Below are 17403 nucleotides of genomic sequence, written 5' to 3'. Positions count from 1 at the left end.
TTATTCACCAGTTTCCGATGCTGGCACTTCGATTGTAATCGATTGCCCACCAGAAATGATGGTCACGCGAGGCATTTCAACATTCTGCGCGTCAACTGATTGTGCAGTCGGCGTCACCACCTGTTGAATGATCGGTGTGGGGACCTGCGCGGCAGGTGCTTCAGTCGGCGTGCTGATCACCTCAGAGATAGTGGAAATATCGCCGACTTGCGCAAGGACGTGATCTTCGAGCGCGAGGAGGGTGAGTGTCAACGTGCCGCTAGCCGCTGCGGAAAACAAAACGCGCGCCTGTTCTTCGCTGACTTCGAGGGTCACGGTGTCGCCCAACAAAACACGGCTCGGTGCTTGGCCCGATAGCGCGTCTTGCTGTTCTGCGGTCCGGGTCACCGTCTGATCGGTGGGCGTCTCACCAATCGCGAGAACGCGGACGCTGCGCAGAATGGTTTGTGAAACCCCGTTCGATACGCCGTCACCGTCGATGTCACGCACGACTGTATGTACCACATCAACCCGATCCTCAGGCAGGATAAACCCGCCTGCAATTTTGTCGGAGGTCACACGAATGGCCACTGCTCGCATGTTCGGCGAAAGGGCAAGAGATAGGAAACCAGCAACGCCGCTGACCAGCTGCGTGGGGCGCACAATGTCTCCAGACAGCACGTTGGTTCGCAAGAGCATTCGCTGGACTGACGCGGGAATGGCGGGGTCGGTTTCGACGCTGCTAAACGCGTCAGCTGGAATGTTCTGCGGCTGACGTTCTTCCCAGCGATAGACATCGTTCGTCAAACGTGTGCCGCGGGGCAGGTCACGGGCATAAACCAACACCCGAGTGATGACTTGGGGCGCTTCGTCCGTTGCAGACTGTTCGACACTGGCCGTGCCGAGTGACAGAAACAGCCACGTCGCACCGCCCGATAGGATTGCGAGAACCACAATAATTATACGTGTCACGTCTGGTTCCTCCCAGTCGGTCTATACCGCTGTGCTTAGTCTCTTAGGCAGTCGTAGGCGCATTCAAGAAGGCCCATGTCGGTGCCCTTCATGATCACGATTTGACGATCAGACCCGTCAACAGGGGGCGGGACGGGGGCAGGTGCCCGCGAGGTCGCGCCGATCACCTTCAGGCTCACTGTCGCGAGTTTAGCGCCATTGTCCGACAGCACTACGACGTCGCTTTCGCCCGAATTCAAACCTGTCAGAAACACAAGGCTATCAGACCCAAGGTTAGCTGCCACAACCTGCGGATCACCGATGATGAGCGTATCAATGCCCTCTGAGATGACGAGTTTTGCAACGTCTCCTTTGCAGAGCTCGATCTCTGTTGAGGCCGTCGTCGCGTCTGGTGCGGCCAGTGCGACGGGATAGAACCCATCAACGGCAGGGCAGTCTTCGGCAAAGGCGGCATTGCCTAGGATCGCAAGGGCTGCGGATATGAGTGCAATCTTTGTCATTGAGCTACAAATGCTCCCTCGCCGCCGATCGTGAGAACAGGGCCGAAGTGACCAGATATACCTTCGCCAGTCAGGAGGTCACGCAGATCGTAGGCGTTGCGTTCGACGTTGCCATCAAGGAACAGCTCGGCCCCACGGCTGGCGCGTGTGCTATCCAGTGGAGTCTCAATATTCGCGCCACGCGGTGCGGGGCGGGTCATGCTGGGTGTCACGATGATCAGCAGTTCCGTGTTCTTGTCCGACAGTTCCGATGCGCGGAACAGGGCGCCGATAACAGGGAGTTCGCTAAACGCCGGCAAACCCGTTGTGCCACGGACTTCGGTTGTTTGCATGAGGCCTGCAATCACAAAGCTTTCTCCGTCGCGCAATTCCACAGTGGTCGATGCACGGCGGGTCGAAAATCCGGGAACAGAAAACCCGTTCGAAACATAAGAACTGTTCGTGTCGATCTGGCTCACCTCGGGTTCCAGAACTAGGTTGATCAGACCGTTTTCCTGAACATTGGGAGTAAAGCTGAGGCGAACACCGAATTCTTTGTATTCGACCTGTCCCGGGTCGCTGACTGAAACGGGGACGGGGATTTCACCACCTGCAAGAAAGCTCGCCGTCTGACCCGACAATGCAGTGAGCGTCGGTGTCGCGAGATATCGTGCAATGCCTTGCTGAACCATGGCGTCGATTGTTGTCGTGGCCGAGTAGAAACTGTTCGATGTGTTGCCCGCGCTTGTAAGTGTTCCGTCGACCGATAGGTTAACCGAGGTCAGGTTCATGCCAAGTTCCTGTCCGACAGAGTGCGATGCCTCTACGATTTGAACCTGAAGGAATACTTGCTTTGGGCTCGACGTCACCATCGTATCAATGATCGGCTGGTCGCTAAAGCTCGACGCGATATCGACGGCCCGTTTGCGTGCAGCGTCGTCAGCGACTTCACCGCCCAGACGAATGCGTCCGTTGATGGAATGCGCAGAAACCGAGGATCCGGGTAATGCACTGCGGATTGCACGCGCGACCTCATCCGCGTCGATGCCTACAACCAGATCGAGGACTTGTTCGACTTGCCCGATGTCATCCAGAATTTGAATGTTGGTCGTGCCAGATGCCTTGCCCAATAGGTAAAAACGGTTGGGATTTACGACGACAATGTCTGCAATCGCAGGATCACCGACGATGACGGTTCCGATTGCAAATTCGAGGTCTACAAACCGAGATTTCCCAACAACAAGCTGGATGCGTTCAGAATGCGGCGCAGCGGCTTCGGTGCCTTGATCCGCGATGGCATTTGTCGGTAGGGCCGCTGTCAACGACAGCGTCAAAAGCAGCGAGGAAAGTACGTTGCGCATCCCGATCATCCTTTGATCCTCTGCAACAGGGCCAAATTATTCAGGGCGGTTTCGTCGTTCGGCTTCAGCGTGAGAGCTGCATTAAGAGCGCGTTCCGCATCGGCGTGGCGGCCTTGGAGGATGTAGGAAAATCCGATGTTGTTTTGATATTCAAAAACAGGCCCCACGAGGCCGAGGACCTTTTCGTAGGCGGGACGAGAAATATCAAAACGGCCTGCACGGTCAGCTGCGGCTGCTAAAGCGAGCCAAACCTCTGCATTGTCGGGGGACGCAGCCGTGGCCTGCTGTAGATAGATAACACTCGCCCCGTAATCGCCTGCTGAGAATTTCGCGAGCCCAACAGAGGCTGCCGACGCTGGGCTGACGGCTTGAACATTTTCGGGGAGCGGTGTGGGGGAAAGATACTCAACTTGGCGCTGGAACATCACGCCCTGTGCAGGCGCTGAGCACGAGTGCAATAGTCAGAAATTTAACCTTGTGTCCGAACACCTGTAAATCCACATCCACTGCCTGTTGGTTTTGTTTTTTACTTATAAGACTTACATCATATTATTACATAAACCCAAACGGGTAAAAAATACACCTTGCTCAACTGAATATATACGAAGGTATATTTCTACGCAAAATCAACACCATATAAAACGAAGATAACCGTGCCGATTGCGATGGAAATACCCGCTGGCATTGTTGCTTTGCCGCGTTTGTCATTTTTGGTCAGGACGATGCCGTATCGCTTTTCTAAGATTGAAAACACGATTGCTTGCGCCCCGCCAATGAGGGCCAGAAGCAAAATGAAAATGGGCAGCTTCGTTAAATTCGCCAACGCCGAAACGGCGGTCAGCATTTTGATATCGCCCGCACCGATGAGCCTAAACCGCCATACTGCATAGCCGACGACGAGCACCAATCCTGCGGAAGTGAGCGCTTGGATAACGGTTACGCCAAAAGATGGGAATAAAACCGCACGAAGAATGGCGACTATAAGAATTGAAAACGTTAGGAAATTTGGAATGCGGCCAGAGTTTAAATCGCTGAATGCGCAGCCGAAAAGCAACGCTAAAAGTGTAGCCGTTAGAATGAGTGAAAGCATTTCCACACCTTAATTCTGCCCAGTCTAATCACGTTATTTGAAAATCTCCCATCGGTCCAATTTCAAAAATGAATATCTACATGGGCTATTCGATCACGTTCAATTCCAGTGCCTTAGCCGCGCTGCGCAGAATGCGAGCCAAAGCGCCTGCAAATTTTTCGGTCCGATCGCTCGGCACCAAGAGGCTGATGGTACGGTGGGAGTCTGGCGTGACCAGCGGCATGACCCGCACTTCGCTGCGGTGGATGCCTTGCCTACGGGCGAAAAGGTCGGGAAGGATGCCGATCCCAGCACCCGTCGCTGCCATCAAAACGATGGAGTCGAGGCTCGTGCCTTCGTAGTCGTCCGACACAATCGCTCCACTCGCGCCAGCGATGCCGTAAACGATGCGCGACAATCGGTGCCCCGTATCCAACGTCAGAAGCCGCTGCCCCGTCAGGTCGGCGGCTGTCACGCTCGATCGATGGGCAAGTGGGTGGTCCTGCGCGACTGCGACCCAAAGTGGTTCCACAAACAAAGGGTGTTGCATGGTGTTAGGGTGGTCTTCGGGGGTAGAGATAATTGCATCGAACCGACCACTGCGGATGCCGTCATCCAACAGCAGGGTGTTTTCCTCACGTACCACAACGCGCAGATCGGGTTCTGCATCGTGCAAGGCTGTGATCGCTTGAGGCAAAAGATACGGCCCGATAGAGGGTAAGACCCCTAGGCGCAGCCTACCGCCAAATGGCAGGTCGGAGAGCATGGTGCCACGCAGTGCTTCGACCTCGGCCAAGATACGCTGGGCGCGTTTCACGAAATCCAGCCCGCGCGCAGTCGTCTCAACTCCAGCACGGCTCCGATCAAAGAGCCGAACGCCGAGGTCGCTCTCTACGGCGGCGATCTGGGTCGATAGGCTCGGTTGGCTGACGTTCAGCTTTTCCGCAGCGAGTCCAAAGCCGCCCAACTGGTGAACGGTGACGATATATTCCATTTGCCGTAAGGTTGGGCGCATGCATAGCCTCAAACTATGAATAACAATGTTAATTTGTATTTAAGCTATCAGTAGTTTTCGGGCAACAGGCCGCAAACCTGTTGGAGAGATAAATTATGCAGATGCTCGATAGCCTTGTTGGAAACCTTATGGTGCCGACGATTTTGTTCTTTGTGCTGGGCCTTATCGCGGCCTTTGTGCGCAGTGACCTGTCTATTCCCGAAGGCGCAGCAAAGTTCATGTCGCTCTACCTGCTGCTCGCCATTGGGTTCAAAGGGGGGCATAGCCTTGCCGAAGGAGGGCTAAGTTTTGAGGTTTTCCTCGCACTGGCAGCGGGTTTGTTGTTGTCATTCCTTCTACCGTTCCTCGCCTACATGCTGCTCCGCACGATGACGCGGCTGGATGTGACGACCGCGGCGGCGGTCGCGGGGCATTATGGCTCGATCTCCATTGTGACCTTTGTCGCTGCGTCTAGTCTCCTTGAACTGACGGGACTGGTGGCTGACGGCTACATGGTGGCTGTTGCCGCTGTGATGGAGGTGCCCGCGATCCTCTCTGCGCTTTGGATTGCAAATCGGTTTGGTCGCGATGGCCAAGAGGCCAGCGTCCCGATGCGCGAACTCTTTGCCAATGGCTCCATCGTTCTACTGAGCGGCGCCTTCTTGATCGGTGCACTGACGCAGGACAAAGGGATGGAGATGATAGCGCCCTTCGTTGTGACGCCGTTTGTCGGCATCCTCTGCCTGTTTTTGCTGGATATGGGTCTGTCTGCGGGGCGGAGCCTCATCACAAACCGTCACCTCCTCAGCACGGGCCTCTTTGCCTTTGGCATGATGATGCCGCTGATCGGTGCGATCCTCGCCATGGGGCTAGGCTTAGTGATCGGTCTGCAAACGGGCAGCCAGTTTTTGTTGATGGTGCTCGCGGCGTCGGCCTCTTACATCGCCGTGCCGGCGGCGATGAAAATCGCGCTGCCCAAGGCAGAGACGGGGATCTACCTGACCCTATCGCTTGGCGTGACGTTCCCGTTCAATATCACGGTTGGTCTGCCGCTTTACCTCTGGCTGGCTGGCCTCATTTGAGGGTCTACTCTCGCCAACCCCACGTTTGAGCCAACGCCAAACAGTCCGCCGCTGTCTCTACGGTCGTGTACGTGCCGACCGACCGTAGGCAGGCGGCGGCAGCTGCGTGACCGAGTTTGAGCGCGTCTTGCCCTGTCCATCCTTCGTGAAGCCCGTATTGGAACCCTGCGGCAAAGGCATCGCCAGCCCCATTTGCGCCCTTGCGGTCCTTATCTGCGATCCGAACCGAGGGTTGGAAGGTTTCGGTGCCGTCACGGGTAACCAGAACGGCACCTTGGGTGAAATGAACCGCGACCAGTTCCATCGCGCCCATGGCGAGGACCTCTTTGGCTGCGGCAAAAACTTGATCCCGATCTGTCACACCGTCCTCAACAGTTTTGCGGCCCGCCAGCGCGCCAATTTCGAAATCATTAACCACCAAGGTATCGAGGTGCGGCAGGCAAGGGTGGCCGACCTTTCTGATCTTCTCCTCAGGTCCCACAACAAATTCAAAGTTGGTCTTTAGCCCTGCGGCCTTGGCCTTGCGCAGAACCGTGACCCAACCATTGGCATCGTCGCCCCACGCTGCGTCCATCTGTTTGTGAATGCCTGGAAGCCCGAGGTGTAGAACACGCGCTGAACAGGTCCAAAAATCGTAATGGTCTGGCGTCATCAGGTCCGCCACACCGAAAAACAGGATATGCGTGCGACGACCCGTTTGGGCCGACACATAGGCGTCGGTTACTTGGGTCTGTGCGTCAGCAGTGCGGTGAAGGCCGCTGCGATCAATGCCGTATTCGTCGGCGATCCCGATCAAGAAATCGCCCATCTCGCCCGCACCAATCAGACCTTGGGTCCAGACCGGCATATCAGGGTCCAGTCGGCGCATATCGACGGCAAAGTTGCAGCCAGACCCGCCACCCGCCAATTCGACCTTTTGAACGGCAGCGATCATGTCCTCTTTGGGCCATTGATCGACGGTAATGTTGCGATCAACGCACCACGTGCCTGCGGTCACAAACCCCTTGCGCATGGGTCACACGTTGGGCTTGAGGATGTTTTCCGAAATCACCAGATCGTCGTCGAGCGATCTGAACGGCGTGATGTCATTGGCCTGTAGATCACCGTGATAGGCCTTAACCGCTTCCTCGCTTGTAACGCCGTCTTCGATCACGTGGCGCATCGCTTTGACCATGAGAACCGAGTCCTCGGAGTAGTAGATCTTGCGCCCGAACAGAGCCACGCGCGCACCGTATTTTTCGGCCTGACGGATCAGTTCAAGGCAATCGCGCGTGGTTCCTGCGCCGCCGCCAAGTATGCCAAAGATGAGGTTTTCGGGATCGTAGTTTGCGATTTCTTCGGTTGCGGCCGGACCATTATAGGCGGCCTTGAGGAAGGCGGGGCGTTCATGCCTCGACACGCCCGCAAGGCAGCGCACGATCATGTCATTGTTGTAGGTCGCAAAGTCGCCGTTGGTTTCAACGGGAATTTGCGGGTTAAAGACCTCGAGGAAGTAATCCACACCCTCGGCAGAGGCCTCATCACGGAACTTCGCGAAGTCTTCGAGCGTTTTATGATCCCGTTCGAGGTCATTATAGAACGTCACAGAATAGAGACCCAAGGGCGCGACCGCTTTGACCCGATCCAGACGAGCAGAGCGGAAGTTCTTCATCATGTGTTTCGGATAGCACCCACCACGGACGTGCCAGATATCGGTCGTGTCGTTCATACGCACAGCAGGGGTGACGTGGGATTTGTGGAACAGCCCCTCGGCCTGCATAACCTCTGCGGTAGAGAGGGACATGAGCATGATGTCGACCAAACCAGATTTCGTGACCTTGACCATATCGTCGCGATAGGCGCGCAGCGATTTCATGCGGCCATCAGCTCCTTTTCCGGGGGTGGCGCAGCCAAACGCCATGTCGCCGTCTTTGGCGTCCGCAATGATAAAGTCGTTCGGCTTGTATTTGCCCGAACGAATGGCGTCTAACTTACGATCAAGATTTTTCGGCATAGTGTCCTCCACTCTAGGAAAGACGGTATCGCAGTTTCGCGAAATTGATAGCGCTAAACCGCCTGTGCAAAGAAAAGTGTACCGACATTTGTCACCACGTTTGCAGGGGAATGGCGGGCGACGGCGCAGTCCGATGTTTCACCGGACTGCTGATCGTGTGTGACTCAGATTTCGAGCGCGGCTGCGGGGGCAGGGGCCTGACCGTCATAGCCGCCCCAAACTGATTGGTCGTAGTGAATGACCGAACCTGTCAGCACTCCACTGTCGTCCGACACCATCCACAAAACGGCCTTTGCGACCTCCGCAGGATCGAGGAGACGGCCCAACGGAAGGTTCGCACCTGCCTTGGCTTCCCAATCGGGATCCCCGCTTTCGGCCAGCTGCAAGGCGCGTTCGTTGTCCGACGCCATCCAGCCGATATCCAATTGGTTCACCCTGATGCGGTTGCGCATCAAGGCAAAGCCTGCGTTTCGCGTCAACGTTGCAAGCGCCGCCTTGGTCGCGGAATAGGCGCAGAGAAACGGTTGACCTGTCCGCTCTGAGGCGGAGCCGATGTTCACGATCCGCCCGTCGATGCCGTCCTTGATCATCGCACGCGTGGCATCCTGCATCAAAAAGAACGGCGCACGGACGTTTGTTGCCATCAGGGCTTCATAGACCTCGGGCGTCGTATCAACGAGCGTCCCACGATCTGTCATGCCGGCCGCGTTTACCAAAATGTCGACCCGACCAAATTGCGCGATTGTCTGCGGCACGATCGATTGAACCTGTGCAAGGTCTGAGAGGTCAGCCGCAACCATTGCGACGGGAACACCCGTCTCTGCGGTGATCTTTGCTGCCATGGCCTCGCCCTTGGACTTGGTGCGGCCGACAATCGCGATACCTGCCACGCCAGCTTGCGCAAATTGCAACGCAATCGCCGCGCCAAGCCCCTGCGTGCCACCTGTGACGATGGCTATCTTTCCGTCGATACGGTTCATTGTCCCGCCTTATGTTTCGTTCTTGAACTGGAGGTCATCCAGTACCGTGTTGAACTGTTCGACGCTCCATTTATCACGCAGCGCTTCTTCCAAATAGGCGGCTTGCGTTTTCGGGGCGAGGCCACCGACAGGCGGGTTGCGGTCGAGGTTCGTGGGGAAGGGATAGCCCTCCGCGCTCGCCGCAATCACATTCGCAACGTTGATCGACGGCGAGGCATTCAGCAGAGCAGGGAATAACGCGCGGCACATCGCAGTGCGATTGACGCTTTCCATCGCGCGACCAAAGGCTGACGAGACTTGGAACAGGTTCACTAATCGGAACCGATCCGTGGTGTGGTTCGTGCCCGCACCGTGCATCACCGCAGGGTTAAAGAACACAGCATCCCCTTTTTCCAAAGGCAACTGCACATAGTTCTCGGCGAAATAGTCCTGATACTCTGGGCGGTTAAAGGCGAGGTATCCTTCAAAGAACTGCTGCGAGAACGGCAGTAGCAATGTCGGCCCTGTCTCAACAGGCATGTCGCAATGCGCCAGTGCACCTTGCAGCGTTAGAACAGGCGAAATGCCGTGGATATGCGCAGGATACTGGGCCATGCGATCCGCAGACATAAAGCCGAGGTGGTAATCGCGGTGCGGCTTCTGCGCGGCACCACCCGGATTCACGCGGTTGACCTGCGCGGTCATTTGATAAGCTGGCCCCAACCATGCCTCAGCCGCAAGGGCGAGCGTGTTGCAGCCGTAGTAGGCGGCGAAATTCTCGGGATCGGCGAGGCAGTGTTTTTCTAGTGAATTCCAGATGCGGTCATTGGCACCAGGTTTCGCAAAGTGATCGCCGCCGCCGATTGCCTTGGTCTTTTCGTCGTCGATGATCTGTTCGAAAATCGCCGAGGCACGGTCGATTGCGCCGTGATCGTTTAGCGCTTGTTTGATAACGATGATCCCCGCGCCATCGCTGAACACATGCGCCCATTCGGCGGTTAGGTCTTTGCGTTTCGCGGCGTCTGCGGCGGCAGCATCAACAACGGCGCCGTCATAGATTGGAATGTTGCGCACAACCTCCGCCGAATGAGGCACGTCAGCGGGATTTGTTTGTTGGCTCACGACGGATTTGAACGTCTCGAAGTTGCCGCTGTCAGCGGTGATCCAAACGGGCTTTCGCGTGGTCTTTGTGGTCATATGTAGTCCTCCCTTGAGGATGAAATTGACCTAGTCCACGGCACTTCGGTAGTTGCCTTTCACCTCAAAATCACCTCAAATATTGCAATGGATCGGAAATTCACCGTCAAGGAAATCGCGTTTCAGGCGGGGCTGAGTCCCGCGACGGTGGACCGTGCCTTGCATGCGCGCGAACACGTGCGTCAGGTCACGCGCGATAGGGTTGCGGCTGCGATCGCAGAACTGGACCGTCAATACGGTGCGACGCTGTCAGAGGGCCGCAAATTCACGATCGATGTGTTGATCCAATCGCCCAAACGGTTTTCGTCAGCCGTACGTGCTGCGCTTGAGGCCGAACTGCCTTTGGTCAAACCTGCGGCCTTTCGGGCACGCTTTCATTTGGCAGAGGTCATGGATGATAAGGCCATTGTCAGCAAACTCTACGCCATTGCGCGGCGCGGAACGCATGGCATCGTGCTCAAGGTGCCTGCCACCCCCGCGATTGAGGCCTGCCTTCAGGTTATCACCGATCGCGGCATTCCGGTGGTTACATATGTGACGGACGTGCCCGAACCACTTCGGTTGGCCTATGTCGGGATGGAAAACAGACGGGCAGGGGCAACGGCAGCCTATTTGATGGCTCGGATGCGTCGGAATACGGGCGGACGGGTGTTGGTCACCTTGTCGAGCCAGATGTTTCAAGGTGAAGAACAGCGACGGATCGGTTTTGCCGATTACCTATCGAAACTGCCCGATCCCCCTGCGATCCTTACAGTGTCCGAGGGGTTAGGCGTCAACCGCACCACCAAGAAGATCGTGATGGAGGCGCTCGCAGCCCATAGCGATATCGACTGCGTCTATTCCATCGGTGGCGGCAATCGTGCGGTGCTCGAGGCCTTCGCCGAGGCAGGGCGGACGGTTGATATATTTGCCGCGCATGACCTCGATCAGACGAACCGAAAACTGCTCGATAGCGGGCAGTTAAGTTTTGTCCTGCACCACGATTTCCGACAGGACGCGCGGCGGGTGTCATTGCATTTCCTGAAATATCACAAGCTCGTCCCGCAATCGGTCGAGATAGAACAGACCGACATCAGTATCGCCTGTCCTCTGCCCTGACATGCAAAAAGGGGCGCCGATGGCACCCCTCTCTTTGGTCGTTTCGCCCTCGATTAGAGGTAGCGGTTAACCAGATTTTCCAGACGTTCCTGACGGCCCGAACGGGGTTCAGGATTGATGTTGTCAGCCAGAACGCGCTCTTGGATCGAGGCCAAATCGCTGCCGAGCATCGCCTTCGCGCCATCGGTATCCCAGCCGGCGTAACGTGCATCACGCGCTGCTTCGAGTTTACCATCTTCGAGCATTGCAGCCGCCGCCTTGAGGCCGCGTGCACAGCAGTCCATGCCACCGATGTGGCTAAGGATAAGATCCTCTGCGTCGAGGGACTGACGACGGATACGCGCATCAAAGTTGGTGCCGCCTTTGGTAAAGCCGCCCGCCTTGAGAACTTCGTAGTAGGCCAATGCCATCTCGGGAACGTTGTTCGGGAATTGGTCGGTGTCCCAGCCAGACTGGTAGTCGTTGCGGTTCATGTCGATCGAACCCAGCATGCCCAGCGACCCAGCCAACGCCAGTTCGTGCTCAAAGCTGTGACCCGCAAGGATCGCGTGGCCTTGTTCGATGTTCATCTTCACTTCATTCTCAAGGCCGAAGCGTTTGAGGAAGCCATAAACGGTCGCAACGTCAAAGTCATACTGGTGCTTCGATGGCTCTTGGGGTTTCGGCTCGATCAGGATCTGACCATCCCATCCCATCTTGTGCTTATACTCGACCACCATTTCGAGCATCCGTGCCGCATGCTCTGCCTCTTTGGTGAGGTCGGTGTTCAGAAGGGTTTCATAGCCCTCACGGCCGCCCCACAGAACGTAGTTCTCACCGCCCAGTTTCATCGTTGCGTCCATGCAGGATTTGATGGTCGCAGCAGAGTAGGCAAAGACATCAGGGTCAGGGTTAGTCGCCGCTCCCGCCATAAAGCGGCGGTGGGTAAAGAGGTTCGCCGTGCCCCAAAGCAATTTCGTCTTTGAGGTTTCCATCTTCTGCGCAAAGTAGTCGACAACCTCTTCGAGGTTGCGTTTGTTTTCCGCAAAGGTCTTGCCCTCGGGACGCACGTCGAGATCGTGGAAGCAGAAGTATGGTGCGCCGAGGATGTCGAACATCTCGAACGCCACATCAGCCTTCAGTTTAGCAGCATCCATAGAGTCGCCGAACCATGGGCGGTCAAACGTACGACCGCCGAACGGGTCGCCGCCTTCGTATGCAAAGCTGTGCCAATAGGCGACGGCAAAGCGCAGGTGATCTTCCATCCGTTTGCCCATGACGACTTCGTCGGGGTTGTAGTAACGGAATGCGAACTCGTTTTCAGTTTCGGGGCCTTCGTATTTGATGGCCTGAATGCCTTTGAAAAAATCGGTCATAGGAACCTCTAGTTAAGTGTCTTAAGCGCCTTATAGGCCGCTTGATAATCAGCGTGGCGGGCAAGGAATGCCTCTTGCAACGCGGGAACAGGATCAATGGTGCGTGCGATTTGTGGGGCGCTTGCTGCGGCGGCGGTCTCACCTGTTGCCGCCATCAAGCCCAAACGGGCCGCGCCAAACGCGCCACCGTAGTCGCCAGCCACAGGCAAGCCGATCGGCATGTCGAGCATGGTTGCAATCGCTTGAACCCAGTAGTCCGACTTGGACCCGCCACCAACGGCGATCAACCGTTCGATCGGCGTGCCAGTCGAGGTCAGCGCGTCATAGCTGTCACGCACCGCAAAAGTGACGCCCTCAAGCACTGCTCGTGTCATGGCCGCACTGTCGGTCGCGTGGTCAAGGTGCAGGAACGAGGCGCGGATGGTCGCATCATTGTGCGGTGTCCGCTCACCACCCAAGTATGGCAGGAACAACGTGCGGGCAGGGGCCGTAAGTGGACCTAGGGCGCCTGTGAGTTCCGCAGGTGCGGCACCCATCACGCGACTAAACCAGTTCATCGCGTCCGCAGCCGCAAGGATCACGCCCATCTGGTGCCATGTGTCGGGCAGCGCGTGACAGAAGGTGTGGACCGCGCTCGCCGCATCGGGGGAATAGGCGTCGCAAGCCGCAAAGAGCACGCCAGATGTGCCGAGGCTGATAAACGCATCGCCAGACTTTACAACGCCCACGCCCACAGCGCTCGCCGCGTTGTCGCCGCCACCGCCAGCCACGACGACATTGGCGGGCAGGCCAAATTGCGCTGCGATGTCGGCCCGTAGAGTGCCCGAAACATCGGACCCTTCGACGAGACGCGGCATGTGATCGCGGGTCAGGTGGGTTGCTTCGAGAAGGTCATCGGACCAAGCCCGTGCCCCCGTATCGAGCCATGATGTCCCTGCCGCATCCGACATCTCTGCCACATGTTCACCTGTGAGCCAGAGGCGCAGGTAGTCCTTTGGCAGTAGAACCTTAGCGAGTTTAGCAAAAATTTCGGGTTCATTGTGGCGAACCCAATCGATTTTCGGTGCAGTAAAACCAGGAAATACGATGTTGCCAGTCAGTGCACGGAAACGCGGGTCAGCATCCAGTGCTGCGGCTTCGGCTGAGGACCGCGTATCGTTCCAAAGGATGCAAGGCCGTAGCACTGCATCCGAGGCATCTAGCAGTGTGGCGCCATGCATATGACCCGACAGGCCAATGGCACGCACACCGTCGAGCGAAAGTTTGGACTTGAGAGCACCCAGAACAGTCTGCGCGGCCGTAATCCAATCCGCGGGGTCCTGTTCTGACCAACCATCTGCCTTTCGGCTTACAGTAAGTGGGGCCGTTGCTTCGGCGAGGATGGTTTGGGAATCGTCAATGACGATCCCCTTTAGGCCCGAAGTGCCTAGATCAAGTCCGATGTACATTATGCTGCCAGATGTTCCGGTTTACGTCCAAGGATGATCATCGCGAGGAGATCGTCCTCGGTCACTTCATCCACTTTCACAACGCCAACCAACTGACCGTTTTTCATAACGGCCGCGCGGTCACAGAGCTGTTTCACCGCATGCACATCGTGGTCGATCAAGAAGATACCAAGGCCTTGTTTTTTCAGCTCTTGGATCAGCTCTGCCACCATCTGTGTTTCATGTGGGCCAAGCGCCGCTGTCGGTTCATCCATGATCAGGATTTTGGCGTTGAAATATACCGCACGAGCAATCGCAACCGACTGACGCTGACCGCCCGAAAGCGCGCTGACGGGTTCGTTGAACTTGCGGAAGTTGGGGTTGAGGCGCGCCATGATCTTGCGAGTCTCAGCTTCCATCTTTGCTTCGTCGAGCATGCCCGATTTGGTCACGATCTCACGGCCCAAGAACAGGTTCGACGCAGCATCGAGGTTATCCGCCAGCGCGAGCGTCTGGTAGATGGTTTCGATGTTGTAGGAACGGGCGTCGCGCGGGTTGTTGATTTCAACGGATTTGCCGTTGATCAGCACTTCGCCTGCGTCCTTCTTATATGCACCCGACAGACATTTGATCAGTGTCGATTTGCCTGCACCGTTGTGGCCCAAGAGACCGACAACTTCGCCCGGATAGAGGTCAACGCTGACATCATCCACGGCCTTGATACCGCCGAATGCGATTTCGATGTTCCGCAATTCGACAAGAGGGTTTTGCGTGTTGGTCATTGTCACGTCTCCTTACTTTGAACGGCTGCGGTAAAGGTTATCGAGGTACACAGCGACCACGAGGACGCTACCGACGACGATCTGTTGGACTGCGGTGTCAAAGCCGATCAGAACCATGCCGGTCTGAAGGCTCTGCATCACCAGCGCACCGAGGATCGCACCATAGATCGTGCCAACACCACCCGCGAGTGACGTGCCGCCGATCACGGCTGCCGCGATCACGTAAAGTTCGTCCAGAAGGCCGAGGGCGTTGGTCGCGCTGTTCAGACGGGCGGAGGCAACAACAGCCGAGAGGCCAGCCAGAGCACCCATCAGCGCGAAGATGCGCAGGGTCATCCAACGAACGTTGATACCTGCCAGAGCCGCAGCTTCGGGGTTACCACCGATAGCAAAGACGTAGCGGCCAAAGCGGGTGCGGGTCATCAGGATTGTCATCAGGATGCCGACCACCATCAGGATGATCACAGGGATAGCAAAGCCATGGCTGATAAAGAGGCCTTCGGCAGGAACCTCAACGCCGTTCTTCGCAGCCCATTGGTTCACGATGCCTTTGGGCCAAGGGTAGGAGTTCACAAGAAGAACAGCACCGACCACAATCGCGCAGCCCAGACCGCCGACGAACAGCTCTGCCCACATCGGACGGAGCGGGAAATCGTGCTCGATCCGATTGCGGCGACCTGCGTAGATCAGCCAGATGATGCCTGCACAGGCCAGACCGCCGACGATCCAGCTGCCCGTTGCGCCCACGGTGCCGTAAGGTCCGCCGCCCAAAAGCTGGAAGGTCGCGTCAACGGGGGAAATGGTTTTGCCGTTGTTCGACAGGAACGCAGCGCCGCGCCAGATCATCAGACCGCCGAGGGTTACGATGAACGCAGGAATGCCGCGATAGGCGATGAGCCAGCCGTGGAACGCGCCAATGATCGCGCCGCACAGGATGCCAACGACGGCGGTGATGATCCAGATTGTCGGGTTTCCGAGGCCGAGGTATTGCGGAAGGATCTCAACCTGCAAAATACCCATGATCATACCTGTCACACCAACAAGCGAGCCCACCGACAGGTCGATGTTGCGCGTGATGATGACCAGAACCATGCCCGTTGCCATGATCCCGATGGAGCACATCTGAACGGACAAGTTCCACAGGTTGCGTGGTGTGAGGAAGGCGCCAAAATCGTTAAAGATTACGCCATACATATGAAACCCGATCCAGATCGCCAGCAAAGCGCCGACCATGCCGAGGAGGCGGGTATCAATCTCGGTTGCACGCAGGAAACGCGCGATCGGCCCAGTCTTCGACGCGGAGCCGGTGGGTTTATTTGAGGTGTCGGTCATGGAACCTTCCAAATATCTGCTTGGTACGCAGGGTGCAGAGCTCAAGCCTAGTCTTCATGGCAAGCTGCTGCGGGCGTTTCAGGACGGCAAAGCGTCCGAATGTCGAAAATTCAAAGAGTGTCGGGTGCCAAACCGAAGTCTGGCACCCGTGTCTAAGGCTTAGTTACAGCCGTCAACGCCTGCGATTGCGCCTTCACATGCCTGCTCTTTCGAGATGTGGCCTGCGTCGATTGCAACGCTGAGGTTTGCGCGTGTCAGCGGTGTCGGGGACAGAAGGATCGCGTTCATTTCGATGCCTTTTTCGCCGCCCGAGAACTTCACAGCGCCGTCGATTGCGTCAAGTGCGGTACCTGCTGCGAGAGCCGAAGCGATTTCACCTGCTGCAGTGCCGAGCTGACGGGAGTCTTTCCAAACCGAAACGGTCTGGGTGCCACGTGCAACGCGGTTGATCGCAGCCAAGTCGCCGTCCTGACCGCCAACCGGGATCACGAGACCCTGAGCGGAGAGAGCAGCAACAACACCACCAGCCATGCCGTCGTTTTCAGACAGAACAGCGTCAACGTTGTTGTTGTTTGCGGTCAGAATCTGCTCCATGTTTTTCTGAGCATTTTCAGGCTTCCAGCTGTCCGAGAACGCTTCGCCAACGATGTTGATCTTACCAGCTGCAACGTCGTCGCCGATAACTTCCATCATGCCCTGAAGCAGGAACGCAGCGTTCGGGTCACCTGGGTCACCCTTGATGATCGCGTAGTTGCCTTCCGGAACTTCTGCCGAAACGGTTTCAGCGATGATGCGGCCAACGCCGATGTTGTCAAAGGTCAGGTAGAAGGTGCGGTCGTCTTCGATCAGACGGTCGTAACCAACAACCGGGATGCCCTCAGCCGCTGCCATTTCGATAGCCGGGCCGATTGCGTCTTTGTCCCAAGCGTTGATGATCAGTGCGTTAACGCCCTGAGCGATCAGTGCTTCGATGTCTGCAAGCTGTTTGGTCGAGGACGACTGGGCGTCTGCGGACACATAGGTGTCGCCAGCAGCTTCAATAGCTGCAACCATTGCCGCTTCGTCGATTTTCCAACGCTCTTCCTGGAAGCTCGCCCAGGATACGCCGATTTTCATTCCTTCAGCCAAAGCAGCAGAGCCGCTGAAGCCAGCAACCGCTACGGCAGCTGCGATAATTGCCTTATGCATAGTGTTTCCTCCCATAGAATTCTATCAACGAAGATCGTTCTCTTCGTAGGCCTCCTTAGCTTGACTGATTAAATTCAATTGTCAAAATAAAAAAATCACAAATTGCGGAAAATTTATGGACAGCAGGCGATTTTCG

The 17403-nt window shown here is 56.6% G+C and carries 17 protein-coding genes; 2 read left to right on the top strand and 15 right to left on the bottom strand.

The features are described 5' to 3' along the window. From cpaB to BSK21_RS09170, 6 genes are all read right to left on the bottom strand, one after another. A complete protein-coding gene (cpaB, locus tag BSK21_RS09195; RefSeq protein ID WP_067546441.1) occupies nucleotides 1-951 on the bottom strand; it encodes a Flp pilus assembly protein CpaB in 951 nt (316 codons plus the stop codon). A 35-nt stretch (nucleotides 952-986) separates the two neighbouring features. Then, entirely contained in the window at nucleotides 987-1451 is a 465-nt protein-coding gene (locus tag BSK21_RS09190) for a pilus assembly protein N-terminal domain-containing protein (RefSeq protein WP_067546437.1), read from the bottom strand. Beyond that, on the bottom strand, nucleotides 1448-2791 hold the full coding sequence (locus tag BSK21_RS09185; RefSeq protein ID WP_197498073.1) for a type II and III secretion system protein family protein: 1344 nt from the start codon (nucleotides 2789-2791) through the stop codon (nucleotides 1448-1450). Before BSK21_RS09185 ends, BSK21_RS09190 begins: the two co-directional genes overlap by 4 nt. A 5-nt stretch (nucleotides 2792-2796) precedes the next feature. After that, nucleotides 2797-3216, bottom strand: a complete 420-nt coding sequence (locus tag BSK21_RS09180) for a tetratricopeptide repeat protein (protein ID WP_067546431.1) — start codon at nucleotides 3214-3216, stop codon at nucleotides 2797-2799. A gap of 191 nt (nucleotides 3217-3407) precedes the next feature. After that, a complete protein-coding gene (locus BSK21_RS09175; RefSeq protein ID WP_067546428.1) occupies nucleotides 3408-3881 on the bottom strand; it encodes a prepilin peptidase in 474 nt (157 codons plus the stop codon). A gap of 85 nt (nucleotides 3882-3966) precedes the next feature. Further along, on the bottom strand, nucleotides 3967-4854 hold the full coding sequence (locus BSK21_RS09170) for a hydrogen peroxide-inducible genes activator (protein ID WP_232230425.1): 888 nt from the start codon (nucleotides 4852-4854) through the stop codon (nucleotides 3967-3969). Nucleotides 4855-4967: 113 nt separating this feature from the next. Between BSK21_RS09170 and BSK21_RS09165 the strand changes: the two genes are divergently transcribed. Beyond that, nucleotides 4968-5936, top strand: a complete 969-nt coding sequence (locus BSK21_RS09165; protein ID WP_156529509.1) for a sodium-dependent bicarbonate transport family permease — start codon at nucleotides 4968-4970, stop codon at nucleotides 5934-5936. 4 nt (nucleotides 5937-5940) lie between these two features. On the opposite strand, the gene BSK21_RS09160 is transcribed toward BSK21_RS09165, so the two are convergent. From BSK21_RS09160 to BSK21_RS09145, 4 genes are all read right to left on the bottom strand, one after another. Further along, nucleotides 5941-6948 (bottom strand): carbohydrate kinase family protein, encoded by a 1008-nt coding sequence (locus BSK21_RS09160; RefSeq protein ID WP_067546419.1) that lies wholly within the window; start codon nucleotides 6946-6948, stop codon nucleotides 5941-5943. A gap of 3 nt (nucleotides 6949-6951) precedes the next feature. Then, entirely contained in the window at nucleotides 6952-7929 is a 978-nt protein-coding gene (locus BSK21_RS09155) for a hypothetical protein (RefSeq protein WP_067546416.1), read from the bottom strand. A 164-nt stretch (nucleotides 7930-8093) separates the two neighbouring features. Next, a complete protein-coding gene (locus BSK21_RS09150; protein WP_067546414.1) occupies nucleotides 8094-8909 on the bottom strand; it encodes an SDR family oxidoreductase in 816 nt (271 codons plus the stop codon). Between the two features lie 9 nt (nucleotides 8910-8918). Then, nucleotides 8919-10085, bottom strand: coding sequence for a phytanoyl-CoA dioxygenase family protein (locus BSK21_RS09145; protein WP_067546411.1), 1167 nt, complete (start codon nucleotides 10083-10085; stop codon nucleotides 8919-8921). 87 nt (nucleotides 10086-10172) lie between these two features. Here BSK21_RS09145 and BSK21_RS09140 point away from each other — a divergent pair, with 87 nt between their 5' ends. Next, entirely contained in the window at nucleotides 10173-11183 is a 1011-nt protein-coding gene (locus BSK21_RS09140; RefSeq protein ID WP_067546407.1) for a LacI family DNA-binding transcriptional regulator, read from the top strand. A 53-nt stretch (nucleotides 11184-11236) separates the two neighbouring features. Here the strand turns inward: BSK21_RS09140 and xylA are convergent, their stop codons facing one another. The 5 genes from xylA to BSK21_RS09115 form a co-directional block, all read right to left on the bottom strand. Continuing rightward, nucleotides 11237-12538: a xylose isomerase gene (gene xylA / locus BSK21_RS09135; RefSeq protein ID WP_067546405.1), complete on the bottom strand. Its 1302-nt coding sequence runs from the start codon at nucleotides 12536-12538 to the stop codon at nucleotides 11237-11239. 8 nt (nucleotides 12539-12546) lie between these two features. Further along, a complete protein-coding gene (gene xylB, locus BSK21_RS09130) occupies nucleotides 12547-13986 on the bottom strand; it encodes a xylulokinase (RefSeq protein WP_067546402.1) in 1440 nt (479 codons plus the stop codon). Further along, nucleotides 13986-14747, bottom strand: coding sequence for an ATP-binding cassette domain-containing protein (locus tag BSK21_RS09125; protein ID WP_067546399.1), 762 nt, complete (start codon nucleotides 14745-14747; stop codon nucleotides 13986-13988). Before BSK21_RS09125 ends, xylB begins: the two co-directional genes overlap by 1 nt. Nucleotides 14748-14759: 12 nt before the next feature. Further along, a complete protein-coding gene (locus BSK21_RS09120) occupies nucleotides 14760-16079 on the bottom strand; it encodes a sugar ABC transporter permease (RefSeq protein ID WP_074039004.1) in 1320 nt (439 codons plus the stop codon). A gap of 159 nt (nucleotides 16080-16238) precedes the next feature. Next, the gene (locus tag BSK21_RS09115; RefSeq protein ID WP_067546395.1) at nucleotides 16239-17267 is read right to left on the bottom strand and encodes a substrate-binding domain-containing protein; all 1029 of its coding nucleotides are present in this window, start codon (nucleotides 17265-17267) and stop codon (nucleotides 16239-16241) included. Between the last annotated feature and the right edge of the window lie 136 nt (nucleotides 17268-17403).

The organism is Marivivens sp. JLT3646, assembly GCF_001908835.1.
Taxonomy (GTDB): domain Bacteria; phylum Pseudomonadota; class Alphaproteobacteria; order Rhodobacterales; family Rhodobacteraceae; genus Marivivens; species Marivivens geojensis.
This window is presented reverse-complemented; position numbering and strand designations above follow the sequence as displayed.